The 20,605-nt window shown below is 36.5% G+C and carries 14 protein-coding genes and 3 tRNA genes; 2 read left to right on the top strand and 15 right to left on the bottom strand.

Features of this window, described 5'->3' with window-relative positions; all coding sequences use genetic code 11:
- Positions 1-13: 13 nt before the first annotated feature.
- The 14 genes from EPL05_RS24105 to EPL05_RS21590 all read right to left on the bottom strand — a co-directional run bounded on the left by EPL05_RS24105 (position 14) and on the right by EPL05_RS21590 (position 18,081).
- Positions 14-1,243 (bottom strand): restriction endonuclease subunit S, encoded by a 1,230-nt coding sequence (locus EPL05_RS24105; RefSeq protein WP_166727779.1) that lies wholly within the window; start codon positions 1,241-1,243, stop codon positions 14-16.
- Entirely contained in the window at positions 1,227-3,824 is a 2,598-nt protein-coding gene (locus tag EPL05_RS21650) for a type I restriction-modification system subunit M (protein WP_128536073.1), read from the bottom strand. Before EPL05_RS21650 ends, EPL05_RS24105 begins: the two co-directional genes overlap by 17 nt.
- A 367-nt stretch (positions 3,825-4,191) precedes the next feature.
- Positions 4,192-4,839, bottom strand: a complete 648-nt coding sequence (locus EPL05_RS21645; RefSeq protein WP_128536072.1) for an alpha-ketoglutarate-dependent dioxygenase AlkB — start codon at positions 4,837-4,839, stop codon at positions 4,192-4,194.
- A 2-nt stretch (positions 4,840-4,841) separates the two neighbouring features.
- A complete protein-coding gene (locus EPL05_RS21640) occupies positions 4,842-6,260 on the bottom strand; it encodes a hypothetical protein (protein ID WP_128536071.1) in 1,419 nt (472 codons plus the stop codon).
- Positions 6,257-8,188 carry a hypothetical protein gene (locus EPL05_RS21635; protein ID WP_128536070.1) on the bottom strand — a complete coding sequence of 644 codons (1,932 nt, stop codon included), beginning with the start codon at positions 8,186-8,188 and terminating at the stop codon, positions 6,257-6,259. The genes EPL05_RS21640 and EPL05_RS21635 overlap by 4 nt, the downstream gene beginning before the upstream one ends.
- A 10-nt stretch (positions 8,189-8,198) precedes the next feature.
- The gene (locus tag EPL05_RS21630; RefSeq protein ID WP_128536069.1) at positions 8,199-9,440 is read right to left on the bottom strand and encodes a DNA/RNA helicase domain-containing protein; all 1,242 of its coding nucleotides are present in this window, start codon (positions 9,438-9,440) and stop codon (positions 8,199-8,201) included.
- 137 nt (positions 9,441-9,577) lie between these two features.
- Positions 9,578-10,495 carry a restriction endonuclease gene (locus EPL05_RS21625; RefSeq protein ID WP_128536068.1) on the bottom strand — a complete coding sequence of 306 codons (918 nt, stop codon included), beginning with the start codon at positions 10,493-10,495 and terminating at the stop codon, positions 9,578-9,580.
- Between the two features lie 14 nt (positions 10,496-10,509).
- Positions 10,510-12,738 (bottom strand): DEAD/DEAH box helicase, encoded by a 2,229-nt coding sequence (locus tag EPL05_RS21620; protein ID WP_128536067.1) that lies wholly within the window; start codon positions 12,736-12,738, stop codon positions 10,510-10,512.
- Positions 12,731-13,759, bottom strand: a complete 1,029-nt coding sequence (locus EPL05_RS21615; RefSeq protein WP_128536066.1) for a HamA C-terminal domain-containing protein — start codon at positions 13,757-13,759, stop codon at positions 12,731-12,733. The genes EPL05_RS21620 and EPL05_RS21615 overlap by 8 nt, the downstream gene beginning before the upstream one ends.
- A 517-nt stretch (positions 13,760-14,276) precedes the next feature.
- Complete coding sequence (locus EPL05_RS21610; RefSeq protein ID WP_128536065.1) at positions 14,277-14,807, bottom strand: ORF6N domain-containing protein; 531 nt, start codon at positions 14,805-14,807, stop codon at positions 14,277-14,279.
- A gap of 62 nt (positions 14,808-14,869) precedes the next feature.
- Positions 14,870-16,114 carry a site-specific integrase gene (locus tag EPL05_RS21605; protein WP_128536064.1) on the bottom strand — a complete coding sequence of 415 codons (1,245 nt, stop codon included), beginning with the start codon at positions 16,112-16,114 and terminating at the stop codon, positions 14,870-14,872.
- A 302-nt stretch (positions 16,115-16,416) separates the two neighbouring features.
- Positions 16,417-16,489: transfer RNA gene (locus EPL05_RS21600), tRNA-Lys, on the bottom strand.
- 132 nt (positions 16,490-16,621) lie between these two features.
- Positions 16,622-17,647, bottom strand: coding sequence for a WD40/YVTN/BNR-like repeat-containing protein (locus EPL05_RS21595; RefSeq protein ID WP_128536063.1), 1,026 nt, complete (start codon positions 17,645-17,647; stop codon positions 16,622-16,624).
- On the bottom strand, positions 17,644-18,081 hold the full coding sequence (locus tag EPL05_RS21590) for a DUF2147 domain-containing protein (RefSeq protein WP_128536062.1): 438 nt from the start codon (positions 18,079-18,081) through the stop codon (positions 17,644-17,646). Before EPL05_RS21590 ends, EPL05_RS21595 begins: the two co-directional genes overlap by 4 nt.
- Before the next feature lie 167 nt (positions 18,082-18,248).
- On the opposite strand from EPL05_RS21590, the gene EPL05_RS21585 reads away from it, so the two are divergent.
- Positions 18,249-18,332, top strand: a tRNA-Leu gene (locus EPL05_RS21585).
- A gap of 152 nt (positions 18,333-18,484) precedes the next feature.
- Positions 18,485-18,568: transfer RNA gene (locus EPL05_RS21580), tRNA-Leu, on the top strand.
- Between the two features lie 798 nt (positions 18,569-19,366).
- Here EPL05_RS21580 and EPL05_RS21575 read toward each other — a convergent pair.
- Positions 19,367-20,320, bottom strand: coding sequence for a hypothetical protein (locus EPL05_RS21575; RefSeq protein WP_128536061.1), 954 nt, complete (start codon positions 20,318-20,320; stop codon positions 19,367-19,369).
- Positions 20,321-20,605: the final 285 nt, after the last annotated feature.

Here is a 20,605-nt window from a genome sequence, read left to right as displayed (position 1 = left end):
GTCAGGTTGTTTTTTAGATGAACATTTTTTGAAGCAAGGCTTGTCTAAGGTGCTTTAACTGTACAATTTTTTGCTGGGATTGATTAATCAAATGATCCAAATTTTGGAAATATTCTCCGATTTTTTGCTGTTCCAAATCATTTAATGGTATCAACAATTTTGTATTTCTGATGGTTTTTAACCCTAAATTTTTTATTGTAGAACCAGTTAAATTATCGTTGAAAAATTTAATAATCACCGAAGATTGTAAGTAAGCATAAATGAACCTTTTGTTTACGCCATTTAGAATAATGTATGCAACACTTTTGCCAAGCATAATATTTTTTTTATTATAAAATGCTAAGTTTCCAATTGTGCCATTAATTGAAAGCAATATAGTTTCACCATTTAATAACTTGTCACTCTTTGATTTTTCGATTTCAGTAACACACTTTGTTTCATTATTGACGATAATCTCTCCATTTATAAGGTTGTTCCCGTTTATAAAAAACACATCTCCGTCTTCGCTATATTTAGGTGTTCCATGTAAGCCATCACCAATTTTATCAGATATCTCCTCCAGTTTTTTTGCCTGCCATTTCTTAGTAAACCCTTCAAAACGAATTTCCGGGACATCGGCATTTTCCTTGGGAAACATTTTTTCAAGCATCGCCTTTTTTAGGTTAGTAACCTTTTCCAGCTTTTGCTCCTGTAGTTGGATTAAGTCATCAAACTCTTTGAAATAATTTCCGATTTGGGTTTGTTCAGTGGGATTTGGTATCGTTATGGGCATCTTTCCAAGAGTTTTCCCGGAAATTTCTAAAAAAGTCGAGCCCGACGAATATTTTAATGCAAACTTCTTTATAAGAAATCCCATTGAATAGATAAAATAAGTGTCGCTATCCTCGTTCAATACCAATGATTGAAACCCTTGATTTGTTGCTCCGGGGCTTTTCAAAATTGCCATATCACCTATTCCAGCACGGCTGGTGAATAAAACGGTACGATTGGCTGGTAAAATAGTAGCTGAACTTTGTTCGAGGCCTAATGGTGTTATTTTTTTTCTGCTTCCATTTGCATAAACTTTATCTCCAATTTCGGTAGGCGAGTACCAGTCTATCGCTCCATCCCAATATTCTTTATTTAACGTGCTTGGTGTTCCACCTCCAATAATTCCTCCAATTTCTGCTAACTGTTTTTCCTCCCATTCCTTCTCAAAACCCTTAAAGCGCACGGCAGGAACCTTTTTAATTGCTGTCATCATCTTCACCTTGTAAAAGTTTTTGCCACTCGTTCAGCCCCTGCATATCGTGTACACTGCCGGTTAGTTCGCCCATCATTTGCGCAAGGGCCTGTTCTGTATCCTGTAATTGGTTACTTACCTGTTGTAAGGTAGTGCTGTACTTGCCGGCCAAATAGTTTACCTTTTGTGTAAGTGTAGCAATGCTATTGGCCGGCAGGTTGTGCAAAGCATTTACCAACGGGTTTATCCACTTGTGTTCAAGTAAATCATTTACCTGTTCATCTGTCAGTGTTTCAATGGTTTTTTTGGTAAGTATATGCAATGCATATGCTTCCTCATTAATTTCTTTTTTAAGGGCTTTCTCTTCGACTATCAAGGTATTCACTTTCCAAATTTTAGTTTCGTCGTCGTCTTCTGAGTATTTTATCCCTTTCTTTTTATCGGCAGCAATGTCTTTGGAGGCTTTGATAATTTCTGCATTTACAAATGCATCTTTGGCTTCGTTGGTAATGTCGCTGTCTTTAACTTCTTCAGATAAAGCTTCTAATAGTTCTTCAAATTTAGCGGTAATTTCGGCCAAACGGTTTTCTTTAGCTATAAGGCTTTGCAGTTCATCGGCCAAATGCAATTGTTGTACTAATTCAAAGGGTAAAATATGTCCCTTCCAACCATCCTGCACCTCTGTGTCTTTACCTTTCACTTTTTTGGTCACCATGTTAGCATCTACCTGTTTGGCTGCTTCAAAGCCTTCGGTTTGCAACATCTCCAAGTCGCCAGCAATCCCCTGCCAGGCATCATCCAGTAATTGGTAGGCCGCGTATCTGTCAATCAGGGATATTGGCTGCAAACGGCTAAAGATATCGGCGCTCAATATGCTTTTTTCTTTCGCTATGCTCAAGGTCAGCATTTTTTCAATCAGCCTGCTTTTAAGGATGGTATCAAAATTTGCAAAGGCATGATTAAAGCTTGCTAAAAATGCTTTTACATCCGTATGGGTATTAATGGCCGATGTTAGATCTTCTATTTTTAAAGCGGCTATTTCATCGGTTGTATTAGTAAATACAGATTCTTTCAATCCCGGAAAGGCCTCCCAATAAACCGATAGTTCGTCAATTTCTTTCACCGGGATACCGCCAAACATAGTGGCATAAATATCCCAGCTTTCGGCCGCCTCGCCACTATCTACATAACGAGGAATGTTGAGGTTGTAATCATTCTTCCTAATCTCGTCGCGGCTTACCAAAGCAGCTAATTTGGGGATGCTTTGGCGTTCTATCACCGCGTCTGCAATCCGCCTGATATCGGATGCGCGAAGCTTATTGTTTTTCCCTTCTTTAATAAACCTCTTCGATGCATCAATGATCAATATATCGGTTTCCACGCGCTTTTGCTTCAACACCATTACAGTGGTGGGAATCCCGGTGCCAAAAAATATATTGGCCGGCAAACCTATAATAGCATCGATATGATTTTGTTCAATCAGGTTTTTACGAATGGCTCCTTCTTCACCACCTCTGAATAATACGCCATGTGGCAATACAATGGTCATGATACCATCGGGCTTTAAATGGAATAAATCGTGCAGTAAAAAAGCGAAATCGGCTTTTGATTTCGGCGCCATGCCGAAACGGGCATAACGCGGATCCGCCTCCTTATCAGCAGGCTCCCATTTTTGCGAATAGGGCGGGTTAGAAACCACCGCATCCAGATACAACGGATTGTATGAGTTTACGGGGTCGCTTTCATTAAAGTACGGCCAATCTTCTTCTAAAGTATCACCGTTTCTGGTCTCTATATTATCTATGTTGATACCACGCATAATAAGATTCATACGGGTAAGGTTATAGGTATTTTGTTTTAGCTCCTGTGCGTAGTATTTAATTTTGTTATGGCCATCCATGTGTTTGGCTACACTTTTACCAATATTAATAAGCAGGGAACCAGAACCGCTGGTAGGGTCGTAAATCTGTATTTCGGAACGATCTTTAAGATGATGTGCTATAATCTCAGACATTAATACAGAAACCTCATGTGGAGTATAGAATTCTCCGGCTTTTTTTCCTGCGTTAGCAGCGAATTTTTCAATAAGATATTCGTAAATGAAACCGAGCACATCGTAATCCTGTCTGCCATCCATTGGGATGTCTTTGATCAGCTGTATCAGTTCGCTAATAGCTTTGGTTTGTAATGCAGCCGTATCACCTAACTTACTCAGCCCCGTTTCCAGGGTTTTAAAGATGCCATCAAATAATTTTTTATAAGCTGGATTAAACAAACGGTTAAAAGCTGACAATGCATCGCGTACATCCGATACTTCAAAGTCGCTTCCTTTATCTATCCAGGTAGAAAAAAGATCCTTGTACGCAATAAAATACCCAATATTTTCTTTGAGGTAGTCAACAGTTTCGGGCTCTTCTTCAGACAGTAGCTTAATGTCTTCGTCCGTAAATTTTTCCTTTTTAGCGAATTTTATTTCGTATTCTGATAGGTATTTATAGAAAATAAATCCTAATATGTAATCTTTATATTCATTCGCTTCAATCTTGGAACGCATCTGATTTGCGGATTCCCATATTTTAGCGGCTAATTGCTGTTTGTTCATTCAATTTTGTGATCTGATTTCATACAATTTTATTAAAAAAATACAGCCTTTTTGTTTTAATTCCTATTTAAATATTTTCAAATGCGACAAGGATTTGGAAATCTGTGGTAAAATTTATAATGCACCTTATACGTGCTACGATATAATTAGTACCTAATGCTCTCAATTTTTCACAAAGCATGGACTGCGAAAAACCTGTTGGCATCACGTATGAGCCTTGTTCTGGCCATTCCGCGCATGAAATTCTTTTCTCCGCAAAGAAAAGCTGCATAACAAACACCGGAAAAATCTTGGCTTTAAAGGAAGTTTTTATCTGTAAACCTGGTATTGAACTGGTAACTTCAACAAGATTAGAAGCCTATTAGGGTTATATTTGGCAGGATTTCACAATTACCTTTCTGAAGGTTAAAGAAATTCGTAACCGGCGGTCTATTCTTTGGCCATTAAACACATCAGTCTTTCTCCCCGTAATTCCATGAGTCCATATTTTCCGAGACTCGCCTGCTATAACAACCATACTTCTTGGTTCCAAAAGAGCATCAACCTTTTCTTTGGTTCTTATATTAATAAAATCCATGACACATGGGGAACCTAAACTTATCGAAATAACAGTGTCCCCAAAACATGGTTCGCAATCGATATGGTTTGCTATACCTTGACCTGGTTCATATTCATTAACAATCAATTGGTCAGGCAACTCCGAAATATATCCCTCATTAAAGAGACGGTTGGCTATAATCTTCGCCCAGGGTGGTATTTCACCTAAAAACATTGAATAATTTATTGCGCGTGATTTGTAATCATACTTCCAACCATAATGCTGAACCCTCCGTTTTAAATCACCCAACCACGTTGACTTATTAATTTCTTGCCATAGGTAAGTGTGATCCTCTCGACTTAAAAAATCTGGTACATATTTTAACCCTCTCACTTTGATGAGATCCTGCGTTAGATTTAGCGTTTTAGGCTTATTATCTAATGCTTTTTCGGATGGTTGGTTAAAAAGATTGTACATCGTCAAAACTTTATCACTTCAAATCTAACTCTTTCTGATGTTGGTGGCCAAGTACTATGTCGATAATTATTATACTTTACAACACGGTTCTCTTCAAATATTAACTCAGGATCGTGCAAAATATTTTTAAACCTTTCGTATTTCTCATTTTTTTCCGGTTCAATCACGTTCTGAAAAAATAAAAATTTGGGACATTTGTTCGGAATCTTTAAGATATTTTGAATGCTTTCAGCTAACTCATTTTCATTTAATGAATCACTGGCAAACAAATAACTTGTATTAATGAGTACACAAGACGCGTCTTCTAAAACATCCAAATCCAAGAGTTTCAATTCATTGATATAAATACTGGCATTAACGGGCTGATGCAATTCATTATCCATCATATCCGCGGCCCCTTTTAACATCGAATTATAATAATCCACTGCTATATAATCGAATTCAGCAACTTCCATGCCTAATGAAATTAGATAGTCAATGAATGCAATGGCTGAGGTTGCAGGGCCGCAACCAATGTCTATAAACTTAATTGTTCCAGGTTGCTTGATGAACCTTTTGAGCCAAGTGCTTTTTTCAAATAAATACAATGACGAATAATAGTGCTTTCGCATGTTATAAAAGCAGTATAATTTTACAATTTGATCTGCTGTCAACTCATTATATTCATTGTCAAAATGGCCTTGTCCAAAATTAATTATCTTAGATCTTATGGTATAGCTACTGTAACCCAATAGGATATCGTGCCATATCGTATCTTCATGATTTCTAAGATAAGTTAGAAATTTTCTATTAAATAATGCATTAGAAAAGACTGTTGGCTGATAAACATGTTCTGTATCAATTTCAATTTCAGGCTGATATTCTAAAGCTGCTTTTTTACTATTGAATTCTTTAAGAATGTCAAACTGTTCGAGTAAGTCCTCATCTAAAAACTGCTCCTGAAATCCAGGCACATGGGCAAAATCAGTATAGTATTTAAAAAGGTCTACTAAAATCTCATCAAAATATTCTTCTTGACCATCGGAAACCGCCTCTGAAAGTTTTTCAAGATACGCTCCAAAACGATTAATATGAGACGCTGGTTTTGTATAGTTCTTATACTGGAGCCAAGCAAATAATCGCTGTTTTAATATAGAATCGTCTATTTTATTATAGCAAGTTGTTACAAATGCAGATTTATTCGCCTGTTTAAAATAAAGGCCAAAACTTATATAAAGTATTTGATATGCAGGATGTCTTAATACTTCACTATCAAATTGATTAATATGGCTTAAGGCCCCAATAAGTAGGTTGGTGTTTACAGTTGAAACAGTCAAATTACTCAATAGCAATTTGAGTTCGGACCGATTTTCATCGACAAGTTCTTCTATTTCACCTGCATCAGATTTCAGGATTACCTCATAAAGATCCTCAATTGTCATAATAACTCTTTATACTTCTCAGCCATTTTTAACCGGAATTTAAGTTCTTCAACCTCAACGCGGTTATCTTTCACAGCGTCAATAAACACGCTTCTCGAAAATGTAACCATTTCTCTAAATGGAACTTCGTTATATAACACACCTGAAAATATAGCCGGATTTGTTTTTAATCTCAACCGTAAGCAACAAAGGCCTATTTCAGAATGTAGAGGAATATTATTTGGCAATCGCATTAACTGTGGCATTATACTATCAAGAGGATTTGCCTTTATTAATAGCTGGTAACTTTTGCCGTGAATTATTGTACTGCTATAATTAAAGTTTTCACCAAAAGAGGGAGTTTCATTTTTTTGATCAAACAGATGATCGAATTGTGCAAAATTTAATTCTGACTTAATTTCTCCAAACACGTAATTGAAAACTTTATCTATGACCAAATAATCGAATTTTGTATTCAATTCAAATTTGATTGTAGGTTTATGAATCCTTTTATTCAGTTTAAAGTATTCTTCTGAAATGTTTGTCAACCGATCTTCAGTGTTTCTCAGAAGCTTATATCCAAAAAACATATTTAATACAGCGAAAGAATATTCACCAAATTTCACCGGAGGGTTTTTTGAAATGTCTAATCTGGGCAGTTCCGGATTGGTCTTTGTGCCATATATTCTAAGAAATGCAAACAAATAAAGTGCAAATTTCTGTTGTGACTCTAGTTCCAAAATTTCCTTAAAAACAGACTTTCTTTCTAATGACTTCTGCAACAAAGAAAAAATGCGATCAACTAATTTTTCTTCATGAATGAACCCTTTAGAGGAGGAGCTCAATTGGCGAAATGCTTTAGTATCCTTATCCGTAAAATTTGAATCATCATAAATTCTATTGATGAGCCATCCCAGTAATACCCGATCCTTCGGGACATCATTTGCAAATAGCCACTTATAAAATTCGGAATGCTGGGAACTGATTACAATTTCTTTTGCAAATAATGGGTCTATTGCCTGAATCGCATAAAAAAAATGGTCAGAAAGGCTTTTATAAATATCCGTCTTGCCCAACGTAAGTACATTATAATTTTTAGTTCCTGCAATTAGCCCTAATATTTTATCAAATCGGTCGAGATTATTTGTGAGGTCTACTGTACCTGGCATAGACCGAGATACAGATATTGTCGGCAATTCGTTAGGTAGCCCGACAGTGATTAACTCTTCCGGGATTATCCCGCCATCTCGAAGTTGCGATTCTTCTAATAATCGTTGTTTAACACCTTCATTTGAAACATACAACTTAATAATACGGCTAATGGGTATTGCAGTACTGACTAATTTGTAATCTTTAAAATCGGATATGTCCGATTCCTTTACATTTGAGATGTCCAATTTCAAAAGGACATTATCTGCATTGAATGTATTACTCTTACCATTGCTTAGCGTTAAATAATCACTGTTAATGGCCTGAATGTCCGAAAAAGCATTTTGCGAACTATACTTGGTTGGGTAAATAACCCCAGCACCAAAGTACTGCAATACGTTCCCGATATGAACTTCAAAAAAAGCAGTAAGCGTGTTGACATACTGTTTTTGTCCATAGGTTATTTTACCATCATGCTTATGTTGACCATCGTACCTTGAATAGCCTGAATACTTATTTATGTCGTTTTCTGATAAGGGTTTTTTAGGTGTTTCAAAATATTTCTCATTGTTTTTTAATTCACTCTCTTTTACCAGTTCTTGATTGTTCGTAATTTCTAAAGGAATTTCTTTTTTAATCGTTTCCACCATATCTAATTCACTACCCGCTTCAATTTGGGTATCATCATTTACTTTATTATCCTCATTTCCAAAAAGGTTACCAGTAACAGTCGCCATAAATCCTGATAACGATGCTCCCTTTTGAGGTACTTTTTCTTTGGTGCTCGACTTTTTTGCCATTGGTTAAATATTAAAAAGGTAAATCATCATTAATTGGTGCGACTGGTTTGTAAAAATTCAATATTCCTGGCTTAAAATTACATAAAACATAAAGTGTTGTTTTTGCTCTTGTTGCGCCAACATAATAATGATTTATGGTCGCCCACATTTTATTTGTGCCATCCGCATTTTTTTCAATTACCCATTCCTCACCATCCCGGCGTTTTCTTGGTTTTGTTAATGCGGCTTGTGCATCGTTAAAGAACGGCATTATAACAATATCAAACTCTAAGCCTTTACAAGAATCATAAGTCACAATAAAAGGCGTTTTCATTTGATCAAACATCACCTGTTCATCAGCCTGAGGCATAGTAGAGTAGTAATAAGAGAACGATTTATCTTCAGGTGCATCGGCTTTACATGAGTAACCATTCTTCTCTAAATACAACTTTATGTCTGTTACCTGATTAGCGTAATTTACTAATATTCCGATATTATTATTAGCATTACTTTCAATTACACGCCTAATGTAATCCATTTGTTGATCATTGTTAAGACCTGTAATTATCTCAGGGTTTTCCCCTGCATCTAACTGTGAAGTATCTAATTCCTGAACATTAGAATCTTCGGGAACAAAACCTCGCGCAAATTCAAAAATCTCCCTGGTGTTTCTGAAATTTGCTTCAAGTTGTTGCAACTCTGTGTAAGATTGCTTTTTCAAAGTTGCAAATATCATATCTACAGCTTCATCCGGGGGGAAATTGCCTTGTAAATTTTGAGCATTGTCCGCACCACAAGATACTTTATCTGCTAAAATAAATGAATTTGCAAAAACACTGGATGTAAGATCCTGTGCTTCATCAAAAAATATTTCAGTGAATTTTGATCCTCCTCGTCGATTAAGTTTGTTATTAAAGTCCTCAGCAACCTTTTTGTCATCATAATCTGGTTGAAACCATCCATACCATTTATAAAAAGACGCAACTTTATTGTTAATCACATTCCTAATTGCGTTATTATCTAATGTGCCAAAAAGTTCTTCGGACTTTTCGGTCAGTAACCCTTTAATTGAAGCTAATAACGTTCTGTTATATGTAAAAAGCATTACATCCTTTTTGTTTCTGACAGGTATTAAAAATCGATTAATCGTTACCACAGTTTTACCGCTTCCCGGCCCTCCATAAATAAGTATCGAATTGTCATTGTTTAAGGCTAATCTTTGCGCATCAGTAAGTTGTCTATCGATTGGCAGTCTGAAACGAAAATTCGGCATTTTGTGACGGGTTAAAGATAAGGATTAGATTGCTAACTATATTAGCAATCTTGTTTATAATTTGTTAAAATTATAAAATATTCTTAATCAACTACTTTTTAGTGGAAGAAGAAATAAATAAGCCGATTCTATGATGATTATATTGGTTTAAAACCTACTCCAATTCGCACTTCAAGTATTTTGTTCTCTTTAACAAGGCAAACTTGAACCCTTTCTCGATTTGGAAGTTCATAATGAATATTAGAATAAGAAAAGTCACTATTTTGAGGCTCCATTGATGCTTGACCAAGGCCGTTGATAAATCCAAATTTTTCCTTTTCATCTTGTTTCATAACAGGATAATCCCAGTTTTGCGCTGCTTTGAGAAATGGAATTATAAAATCAAACGGAACTATGCCGTCCCAACTAATTGGCGTTAGATTATTATCATCACAATAACGTTCAAGCTCTTCTTCAGATTTAACATAGGAATGCCACATAAATCCGAGTTCCTGATGATTTAACTTGCTAAAATCTAAATTTTGGTAAAGGTCAAAAAGAGCTTTTGGAGTAGGTAAAATATGATGTGTCACCCAATGCATTAATAAGCTTCGAACTAATCTAACATTATCGTCTGCAAAGTATTTTACAATTATATTCGGGAAGAGTAGTAGCTGTTGTTTTAAAAATTTGCCTTCTATTACGTGAATTTTAAATGCTTCCGTTTTTTTCGCCTTATCAAGCCATTCGCGAGTGGCTGTAGTGATATAGGAACTTACTATAAGTAGAAAATGATCTGCTTTTTCCACCCTGGCCCAGTTAACTTTCTCTACAATTTGCTCTAAAGGAAGGCCATTACTGTAGCGTTTGCATTCTACAAACCATTGTTCCTGATAAGGACTTACTATAGAATCTGTTATATATCTTTTGGCTTCGATGTCCCTGCCATTATCCGCTCCGCCTTGCCTCCATGCCATTGAATGAAAATGATACTTCACCAATAAATCATAACACAACTCTTCAAATTGTATCCAATCTATTTTGGTAAAATCAATATCATCATCTGTGAAAATCATTTATTTATTTATTATTAAAGATCTCGTAACTTATATTGCTCGTAAAGTATTAATGACTGAAGGTTATTCAAATTGTTATTTTTAATATAGTTAATAACATCGTCTTCGTGGATATCGCGGGGTATTAGTCTTTCTAATTTTCTTATAGCAGAACTTGGAACGCCATATTCTCCAAGTATAGATAGATTGTCTCTTAGGAAATCATTTTCTATCATATTGGCATATATCCTATAGTTTCCTGGCATGAGCCCTTCTTCTGAACAAATAAACTTCTGTATTTCATTTATAACAGATAGCCATTTAGGCACCTTATATTCGAACCAATGCTTCATCATTTGGAATATTTCCTGAATACACTCATTCATTAATTCAGAATCACTCAGGTTTTCATATTTCGGAACTCGTGGAGCGTTGGGAGTTTTCTTACTTGCTGGTTTAAGCTGTCCTCTCTTATAATTAAAATCGGACGTAATTAATGAGTTTATATTTTTTTCCAACCCATAATTAAAAGTCCGGTTTACTAATTTTGCTTTAGTCATCGGACTTGTTGTTTCCCCTTCGATCAAAAGATGATCCCAAGCCAGTTCTAAAATATAACGTAATTGTTCATAATCTGGCACGGTCCAATTTATTAATGGGTATTTAGTTTTTATATCTTGTCTCAAAATCTCAAAGATTGATTTTTGACCATCAACTTTAGCACCGTTTTTTTTGATCACTTCCTTATCCCCTGGTGGAATGTTTTGAATATCTATGTATTGTTTTGTTTCCTTATTTAAAACTTCTTCATGATCAATTTGAATCAGTAATTCATCCCTAATAGGCTCTTGCACAAAAAATGGAATGTCGATCAGAATAGTATTATTAACGGGCGGTTTATTAAAATTATAGATCGTTCCTACATAGTGCTCCATCATTCTTCCTGCACGACCTTTGATGTTAGAGTAATCGAAGAAATCGATTGGATTCCCCCCTTTAGTTTCATCAAAATAAATAATGTTTTTTGCACTTGTGTTGACTCCTTCAATTATAGTTGAGGTACAAAAAAGGAATTTTAAATCGCCAGAATTGAAATAGTCTATGATTGATGTGCAAATATGTTTTTGAAGCGCTCCGTCGTGAATGCCAATGTCATAATTTAAATTGTCCAGTAAACTCCAACTTCTACTAACGTTATTTTGAACCCATTGTATTAAAGGATAATTCTTCACAGTTGGTGTATCATTGTTTTCTTTTAAAAACTCTACGAACGATTTGGACAAATTTCTCACTCGGTTCGGTGAAGAGCAATAAATAATACTCTGCTCATTCTTTAGCTTTAAAAGCAGTTCAAATAATCGTTTTTCTTTATTTTTAACTTTGCCTTTTGAGTTGAATTCTTCTGAATATGTCTTGTAAACATCGACGCTTTTTGAATCGACTAATGAGTAATCGCTTTTAAAAAACACAGCATTAAAGCGCTCAACAAAACCGCTACTTATAGCATCAATATTTGGCCCTAAAAGATAAAATTGAGGTGAAAATGTTTTAAGTAAATAATACAGAGCACAATTTAATGAGGAGGATCGTTCATCGTCTCTATTGCCGCTAAGTTTATAAAATTCATCAATAACAATAAACTCAATTTTCGGAAATAGCGGATATTCATTAACCCTTTCAGCCGTAAATAAAAATACATTTCCTAAAGTAGGACTTGGCTCTTGGGACGTTCTTACAATCAATTTGTAAAACTCTTTATATTTCAAGAGCTTTTTTCTTGTTTCATCCAGTAGTGCGAGTGTCGGTTGAATAATTACAATATTCTTAAATCTTTTAGCTGCTATGATCTCCTCTATTAGAAGACTTTTCCCAAAACTGGTTGGAGCACTTACAATCACATTTTTACCGTCTTCAAGCAGCTTCAATAATTCATATTGTTTTTCATGAAAATATTTGGATGCCAAATTTGAGGAAGAATGAACTTCCTTTCTTATCTCCCCTGGCAGATTATTTATCGTTATCCAATCACGGTTCTTTTCCAAATAAGGATAGAAACCAGCGGCCTCCACAAGATCGGTCCACATTTCCGTAGTAGCTGGGTGAAATTTAGCCCAATTATTTAAAGCATTAATTATAATTATTCGGGCTTTTCCATCATCTCTTTTTAATAAGGATGAACAAAGTTGTGCAGCGCCAAAGCTTTCATCAAAATTTAACGAAGTCAGACTATCTAAATTAATTAAGGTTTCCTCAAAATCAGGCATTTTGCTGGGCTGTAAGTTTCAAATGTAATGCACTAATGAGTTGTTTCTTACTTGGAATAGGGAAAAGTATGAGTATTATATTCAAATTGGTTTTTACTGGTTCTCCCGAATCAATTCCAAACCCTTTTAGTTTTTCGTCAAACCTCGCTTTCAAAATCTGTACTTCTGCAGCATAAGCATCTAAAAAGCTTTGGTTTGTTTCATCCGTTACACCTTCAAATATTTTTGATTGATAAGTGCAGATGAGAGGGATTGTAACCGAATCGAAAAACTCTTGCAATTTTTTATTGCCGTTTTCAACATCCTCGAAAATATCAAACCAATGTTTTTTCTTGTTTAGAAATTCTTGGTACTCTTCTTTGGTGTTTAAATCCGTGTAGTCATCTATTGTATCGAAAGCATTTTTCTTTTTACCGATCAACGCAATTTCCCTCAATAAGAAGTCCTTTTTAAAATGAAATTCAATATCTTCTATTAAATCATCAATACCATTTTCTCCAGCCCTATTGTCTTTTCTTGAATAAACTTTAGATTCCCCTAAGAATAACGTCTGTTTATTTGGATTTCCTGGATCAGTCCCAATGTGAATAATGTCGAAACCGTGAACAACGGCGCTATCAGTATCTTTAAAATGTATTTTTGACAGTAGCGGAAGGCTCTCGAAATTATCTCTTAATATTAAATGCAGAATCATTTCCCCAAATTCCCCTCGCTTCAGATATTTATCTTCTATTTTAAGTTCACAATCAAAAATCTCTGAGTTATCATCAAGGTAAATTTTCTTTACCTCATTAAATCCCTTGACTTTGTAAATGGATTTTGCAGCTTCTTTTAGCTTTCTCCGGTCGTATTGCTTTAATATTCCAGTATGGAAACCAAAAGCAAAGTCCACAATAGTGTCCATTAATTTTTCAGCAAATTCTTCATTGCGATATTTTCCGAAGTCAAAACCAACATGAAAAGTTCTAAGATCTGCCCCGGATATATTTTGAATTAGAATATTATTAGAGTTGAAAGCCATTTTAATATACTTTGTGACCTGGTATTTTCAGGATTAGGTTCATTCTTCAAAAGCGTAATATGAATAAACATAAATATTAAAATTAGTTATTCCTATTTTTCCACACTTTGCATTATAAGTCCTGCGGAAGAGACGAAATAAAAAGCTTTTAGATATTACTAATTCTGATATAGGCCACCGGAAACTTTGGGAGTAGAGCAAAGCATTAATAGTGTTATTTCTAAAATGAAGCAAGGCAAGCCATGTGTTGATTTGACCCAGACACTTTGCCTGAAATACTTTGCAGATTAAGCGTCTCGATTCATACGTAAGCTTTTCAAAGACAAAATTTCGGTGATGCGCCAAAAAACAAGTTTTCTGGAAAGTCTATTTTACAATTTACAAATGATTCATGGCAGGTGCTATGAGGCTGCACTATCAACAATGGACAACTATTTATTATTGGTTAATGTAGGACACGAAAAACTCTCATCATTGATGAGAGTTTTATATTAAATTTTAGACACTATGAAATTATTTATAAATCGTCTGTTTTAAAGCCTATTCTTTTGCGTGGAGTTGGATTGTTTTTCTCCTCAATTAGTTCATCTAAATAACGAAATACAATTTCCATGTTTTTATCTTGATTATCTAACTTTCCTTTTATTTTTTCTACCTCTAACCTTAATTCTGTATTATCAATAAACATTTGCCGTATGCGAATAAATATGCGCATTATTTGAATGTTGACAGCTATTGCCAAGTCGCTATTTAGTATTCCTGAAAGCATTGCTACCCCTTGTTCCGTGAAAACGTACGGTAAGCTTCTGCGCCCGCCCCAATTTGATATCACAATTTGTGATTTCAAGTTTGACCATTCCTGATCTGTAAGTTGAAACATAAAGTCAGGAGGAAACCGTTTAATATTTCTTGATACAGCCTGATTTAAAATCCCGGTAGTTACTTTATACAATTCAGCAAGTTCTTTGTCCAGCATTACTTTTTGACCTCTCACATAATAGATTTGGTTCATCATAACCTCATCCGGTATTATAGGTGATTTTTCCATGTTACTAAGTTTTATAATTTACAAATATCTTGATATCACAATTTGTGATATCAAGATGAATACTATGATACTTTTAATAACCCATGTTCACTGAAAATCTTACTTTCCAATACTTTAATGTTATTACTAATTTTACGCTTAGTGATCTTCGCATATATTTGGGTTGACCGTAAATCTTTGTGACCTAACAACTTTCCTACAGTTTCTATTGGTACATCATTTTCAAGAAGAACGGTTGTTGCGAAAGTGTGTCTTGCCGTGTGCGTGGTAAGTTCTTTTTTAATTCCACAAATAGTTGCTACTTCTTTGATGTAAGCATTGTACCGAACGTTACTATTAACGGGAAGTAATTTGTTTTCGCCTACGCAATAAGGATGATTTTTGTATTTTTCAATAATTGCCAGGGCAATAGGTAACAAGGGTACAGTTTCTTCAACACCTGTTTTCTGACGGTCTTTCGTAATCCAAAGTTTACCGTCCAAGCCTTTGAAGATATTTGCCGGTTCAAGATTGTAAACAGTTTCATAGGCATAGCCCGTAAAGCAACAAAACACATACACATCCCGTACCTCTGCTAAACGTTCTACTGAAATTTCCTTTTCATACATTCCAACTAACTCGTGCATCTCAAGCGTTTCTCTATCAGGATCTTTATAGGTGCATTTAAAGCCCGATATAGTGTTATGTTTAATCCAACCTTCATCAATGGCACGATCTATAATCTGCTTTAAGGTTTTGACATATTTCATAGCGGTGTTATCACCTATGTTTTCCATTGTGAGATAATGAAAGAAATTAACTGCAAAAGCCATTTCGATGTCTTCTAAGGACATATCCGCCAGCTTGCATTTTTTTCTAAGGAAGTCCTGTACTTTGTCCTTTAAGCGCTCATATCGCGCCAAAGTGCCATTTGTGCCTTTGCTTTTGCTAACCCGCTCTGCAAACTCGTCATTGTGAAGCTTAAAAGCCTGCATTAACGATTTTTGCAAAACCTGTTTAGGCATATACGCATCTTTAACCATAGCGGCAGTTACTTTCTTATTAACAGCCACAATCTGATTATAATGCCTTTCTAATTCCACCCTGGTTTTAGCTACATAGCTATTAATAAGTTTATAGTCTGGACAGTTCATACCAGCTATAGCAGCCTTTTCATCCCATGCATCAGGATGTATTTTTTTCCCGGATGAAAAACCGTCACGGTTACCGTTAACGGTAATTCTAACCCAAATAGGTACCTGTCCGTCTTTGGAAGCCTTTTGGCGATTCAGCCAAAATAAAATTGATAGATCTTCATTTACTTTCATGAGATTTTTGTTTAAAAAATGAAACCATACGTTTTTAAACTGAAAATCAAACTGATACAATAGACCAGAATAAATTCGGTAACCTAATTTCGGAAAAAGGTATAGGTTACCGAATAGGTTACCGATTACTTTGAATTAGATTGAACTAACTTGCATTGAAATTTTTGAAAAAAGCGGAGGAATGGATTTGAATAAAGTTGGTTTTTAACTCAAAAACCGCGTTTAAACAAAAAGAGCCCCTTTTTCAAGGGGCTCTTACGCCAAAAAACGAATGCAAACCCTGGTACTTTATGTTTGCTCTGTGATCCCGCTGGGATTCGAACCCAGGACCCCAACATTAAAAGTGTTATGCTCTACCAGCTGAGCTACGGAATCATCTTTTCAACTTGTTTCACTACTGTAAGCGTTTCCGTTTTAAGTGGTGCAAATATACGCCGATTATACATTGCCTGCAAGTCTATTTTAAAATTATTTTGAAGTAAAAAATAAGGCTTTCATTATCAGTATTTAAGGGGTGTAAATTCCTATTTTACCCCTGTCGCCTGCAAATAAAATGAGGTTACCCTTCTTTGCTTTGCGGCAAACGTTGTAACTTTTGTCGTCAATTTTAGCCCATATTTTACCGCCATCGGTACTTATGCAGCTTCCCGGGGTGCCTGTGGAAATAAAAGTATCATCTTTTATGTATTCAACAGACGACTGAAACCCCACCGGATTGGTATCAGAAAGTATCGCAGCGTTGGCTGCTGTAGCGTTCTTACGGGGCAAATATTCCGCTACCGAATCTGTTCGTGCAGGTTTAGCATAATCGCCGCCTACTATCACTTTGTTGCTTCCATTAGCAATAGAAAAGGCACCTTGGCTTTGCTGTCCGTGTAAAATATTAAGATCCCGGGCCTGCCAAATATTGCGGCCCTTGAAATTAAAGGTAAGTAGGCGGCTATGTGCCCCGCCGGTGACAATGGCGATGCCTTTTTTATCAACCCGCAGACAGGTGCCGCTTGCAGCAAACGCTGCTTCGCCTTTTAAAGCGGAAGGGGCATTGATCAGTTCTTTCCAGCTGTTGCCACCATCTTTTGTTTCCAGCAGTAAAAATTTGTCTTTTATCGGGTCGCCCATAATGTAGCCGTGCTTCTTATCGGCAAAATCCATGGCATCTAAAAAGTATAGGCTATCGGTTTTGCGGTATTTTTCCTGCCATGTGGCACCACCATCTGTAGTTTTTAGTATCACAGCCGGCGTGCCCGAACTCATGATCACGGCATCTTTATCCGAAAAAGCTTCGATATCCCTAAAATCGAGTTTCTCATAACCTTTAAGCTGCTGAAAAGCCCATGTTTTGCCGCCATCGTTACTGATGCCTACGTTGCCGCCGCTGCCACTTACCCAAGCAGTGTTATCGTCCACCACGGATAAACCACGCATGCTCACGCGGGCACCCTGGTGTACCAGGTTAATGGTTTGCGCTTTTAAATTTGTGTTGATAAACAGCAATGCCGGCAATGCGGCGCAGAGGATAGTTTTTAGTTTCATTTTACACGTGCCCAATTTTCGCTTCGTCCAAATAACGAAATGCCAATATAGCCACGAATTTTCAAAATATCGCCCTTCAGCGTCATTTTGCAGCTATAAGTTTTACCGGATTTCGGGTCGTAGATGGTGCCGTCCTCATAAACGTCGTCGCCATCAAAGGTGAAGTTCTTTAATAACTCTATCCCCAATTTAGGGCGCGACTGCAAAGCCTTATCCGGGTTCAGGGCATCCAGTTTGGGGTTGCCGCTGGCATCATTAGGCTCTTTCATCCAGGCCAATTTGCCGAAGTATTTATTCCCTTTTTTAAAAATAAGCACCTGGCCTTCGCCGCTTGGGTTTATCCATTTGCCTAAAATAGCGTCGGCTTTTTGTGCTGATGCGGTAAGCGCACATACCATAGTAAACAGCAGCGCTATACATGTTTTTTTGATCATGAAGTGTAATAATTGGTTACACCGAAGGTAAGTTTTACCATCGTATTTGCAAAACGCAGCTTATTTTGCATTTATTTTTATTTGGATGGGGTAAACGGTTATATTTGCAGCCCGCAATGGGTGTATGGCCGCAAGCCAGCAAACGTTAAAGGAAAAATCGTTCTATTGCCCGGATGGCGAAATTGGTAAACGTTGCGGTCTCAGAAGCCGTTGAGAATTGTCTCTTGAGAGTTCGAGTCTCTCTTCGGGCACATCCATTTTATTAGATTTGAGATATTAGATGTGAGATTTGAAATAACTCATTTCTTACATTTAATATACCACTGGATCTTGTTAAGGAACAGCACTCAATCCTGAGTTTGTCTCATATCTAAAATCTCACAGCTCAAATCTTTCTTTTAATGCCCAGGTGGCGAAATTGGTAGACGCACCATCTTGAGGGGGTGGCATTCGCAAGGATGTACGAGTTCGAATCTCGTTCTGGGCACAATTCAAATTACTTTCCTGTTAAGAATTTCCTCTTGAGAGTTCGAGTCTCTCTAAGGGCGTAATTCTTATGATGTGGACCCAATACAAAGCATCACAACATAAAACACATAGTAACCATCAGCCTGAATAGCACCAAGCCGGGTGAATTGTCCGCATGGCGAACCCTAAGGAGCGGCCGGAGGACTAAGTTTTGGGGCTGTAAGTGTTCCACTTTGAAAGCGGAACACCTATTTTTAAAACAGTATTGTATACCAACGCTTTACAGTTTTTTGTGGAACACTTTGGAACACCATGCATTTTGATTATCAACACTTTACATTTTTTTCTAAAAACACTTTGGAACACCTTAACTATTTAGGTAAATTCATAATACATTCATTATCAGTAAATTATTAAAAATGCAAAAAGAGCAAAAAATAATTGGAACACCTTAATACTGCCGTGGAGCACACCCCGGGCTTAATTGGGGAAGGTTGAAGATGAATTTTATTTCCCACTTTGTGGATAGGTGCGGTTGTCACCCCGAGCCTGTCGAAGGGCGCGTGCAAGGTTTTTATGTTTGTGTGTGCTATTGTTTAGAAAAGCAGGGGCAGCAGTACTTAGGTTAGGTTCTGCCCCGCTATTCGCTGCAAGTCCTCCTTCGTCCGGGCTTTACGCTGCTATCGGGCTTAGGGGTGTTAAGCTGGAAGCTTAACGCATTTTAGGTCGAAGTTATAAACTTCGACCAGTGAGGGATTTATTAAGGCGGAGAATAATTCATTTAGGTTTGATTAGGGATGTCGATCAGTTAAGGGGTTTAAAATTCTATTCCAAACACTGGCCGATTTAATTTAATCGGAAATTCATTTTTCCAGTTAACAGTTGGTAAATCATATCCCCTCGGTTGCTTAACAATGCGTGCCTTTAAATCTTTATAATTATTGTCGAATTCAATTACACGCGAGGCTTGGCGAATATTATGATCTATAATTTTGACAATATTTTCAAGCCTGTACCGCCTATTTTTATACATTAGAAAAACAACGTAATGGCCGACCTCATCTGAGTATTGTCGCGCAGGAAGTTCCATAGAGAAAGCGCCTTTCGACATTATAATTGGGATTACACCGAAGTCTCTTGCAACTGTATCAAAGCAAGATTTGTTATAGGCATTTCCGAATTTAGCCTTGATCAATTTGCAACCGCTTAACTTATCTGTATTTACAATAGTAACGTTTAAATTATACACAGGGCTTGTCGAATTATTATTGAGTATGGCGCCCATTTTTGTCACCGAACTGATTGCAAATTGAAAAGCAGGTATTTCATCAGTACCTCCCACGATATCTCTCAACACATCTGCGCTTTCAAGAAGTCTTTTTGACGAATTTACTTGACTGGCTGTGATTCCTGCTGCCTTGTCGTCTAAACTCTTTTGTAGAGCTAATTGGGATTTAGTAAGATTTTCCTGTAATAATTTGTTATCGCCACGTAGTTTGTTCAATTGGTTCTTTAATTCCCATTTGTCTTCATGAGAAGAATAAGAAGAAATAAACGCATTTAAAATAGATAGGCCGGTTACGAATAAGATCACAAGCCTAATCATCCTTGCTTCTTTTTGAAGTGCTAAAGTTTTTGATCGAAAATCCTTATTAAGCGCTACAATAGATATAATAGCAGCTAAAACCGACGCTGCAATCTGGCCCGCTGAGACAGCATCGAAAAATAAGTAATGCTCAAAAAAATACTTCACTGCTAAAGGTTTGTTCAAATTTAACCTTTTGTTTCGTTTTCATGCCCATAGAAGTGAAGTAGTTGGAATATTCTCCCCTCCCCTGGCGCGAGTATGCAGCGCTGGGAAAAAGCGTGGAGTACTCGTGCCTATCATTTGCTATATCAACTATTAGTAGATGTCACGAGTATGCCACCCACTGGTCCAAGTTTAGCATAGCGTAACTTGGACCTATAATTTTCCAAGCTTTCAGCTTGCCCTCGCAAGAAGAATTCTTGCTCTATTATAGGTCGAAGTTTTAAACTTTGACCAGTGGTGGCCCGT

The sequence above is a fragment of the Mucilaginibacter gilvus genome (genome assembly GCF_004054195.1).
GTDB classification, from domain to species: Bacteria; Bacteroidota; Bacteroidia; order Sphingobacteriales; family Sphingobacteriaceae; genus Mucilaginibacter; species Mucilaginibacter gilvus.
The sequence above is the reverse complement of the archived record's forward strand: the minus strand, read 5'-3'. Positions and strand labels throughout refer to the sequence as shown.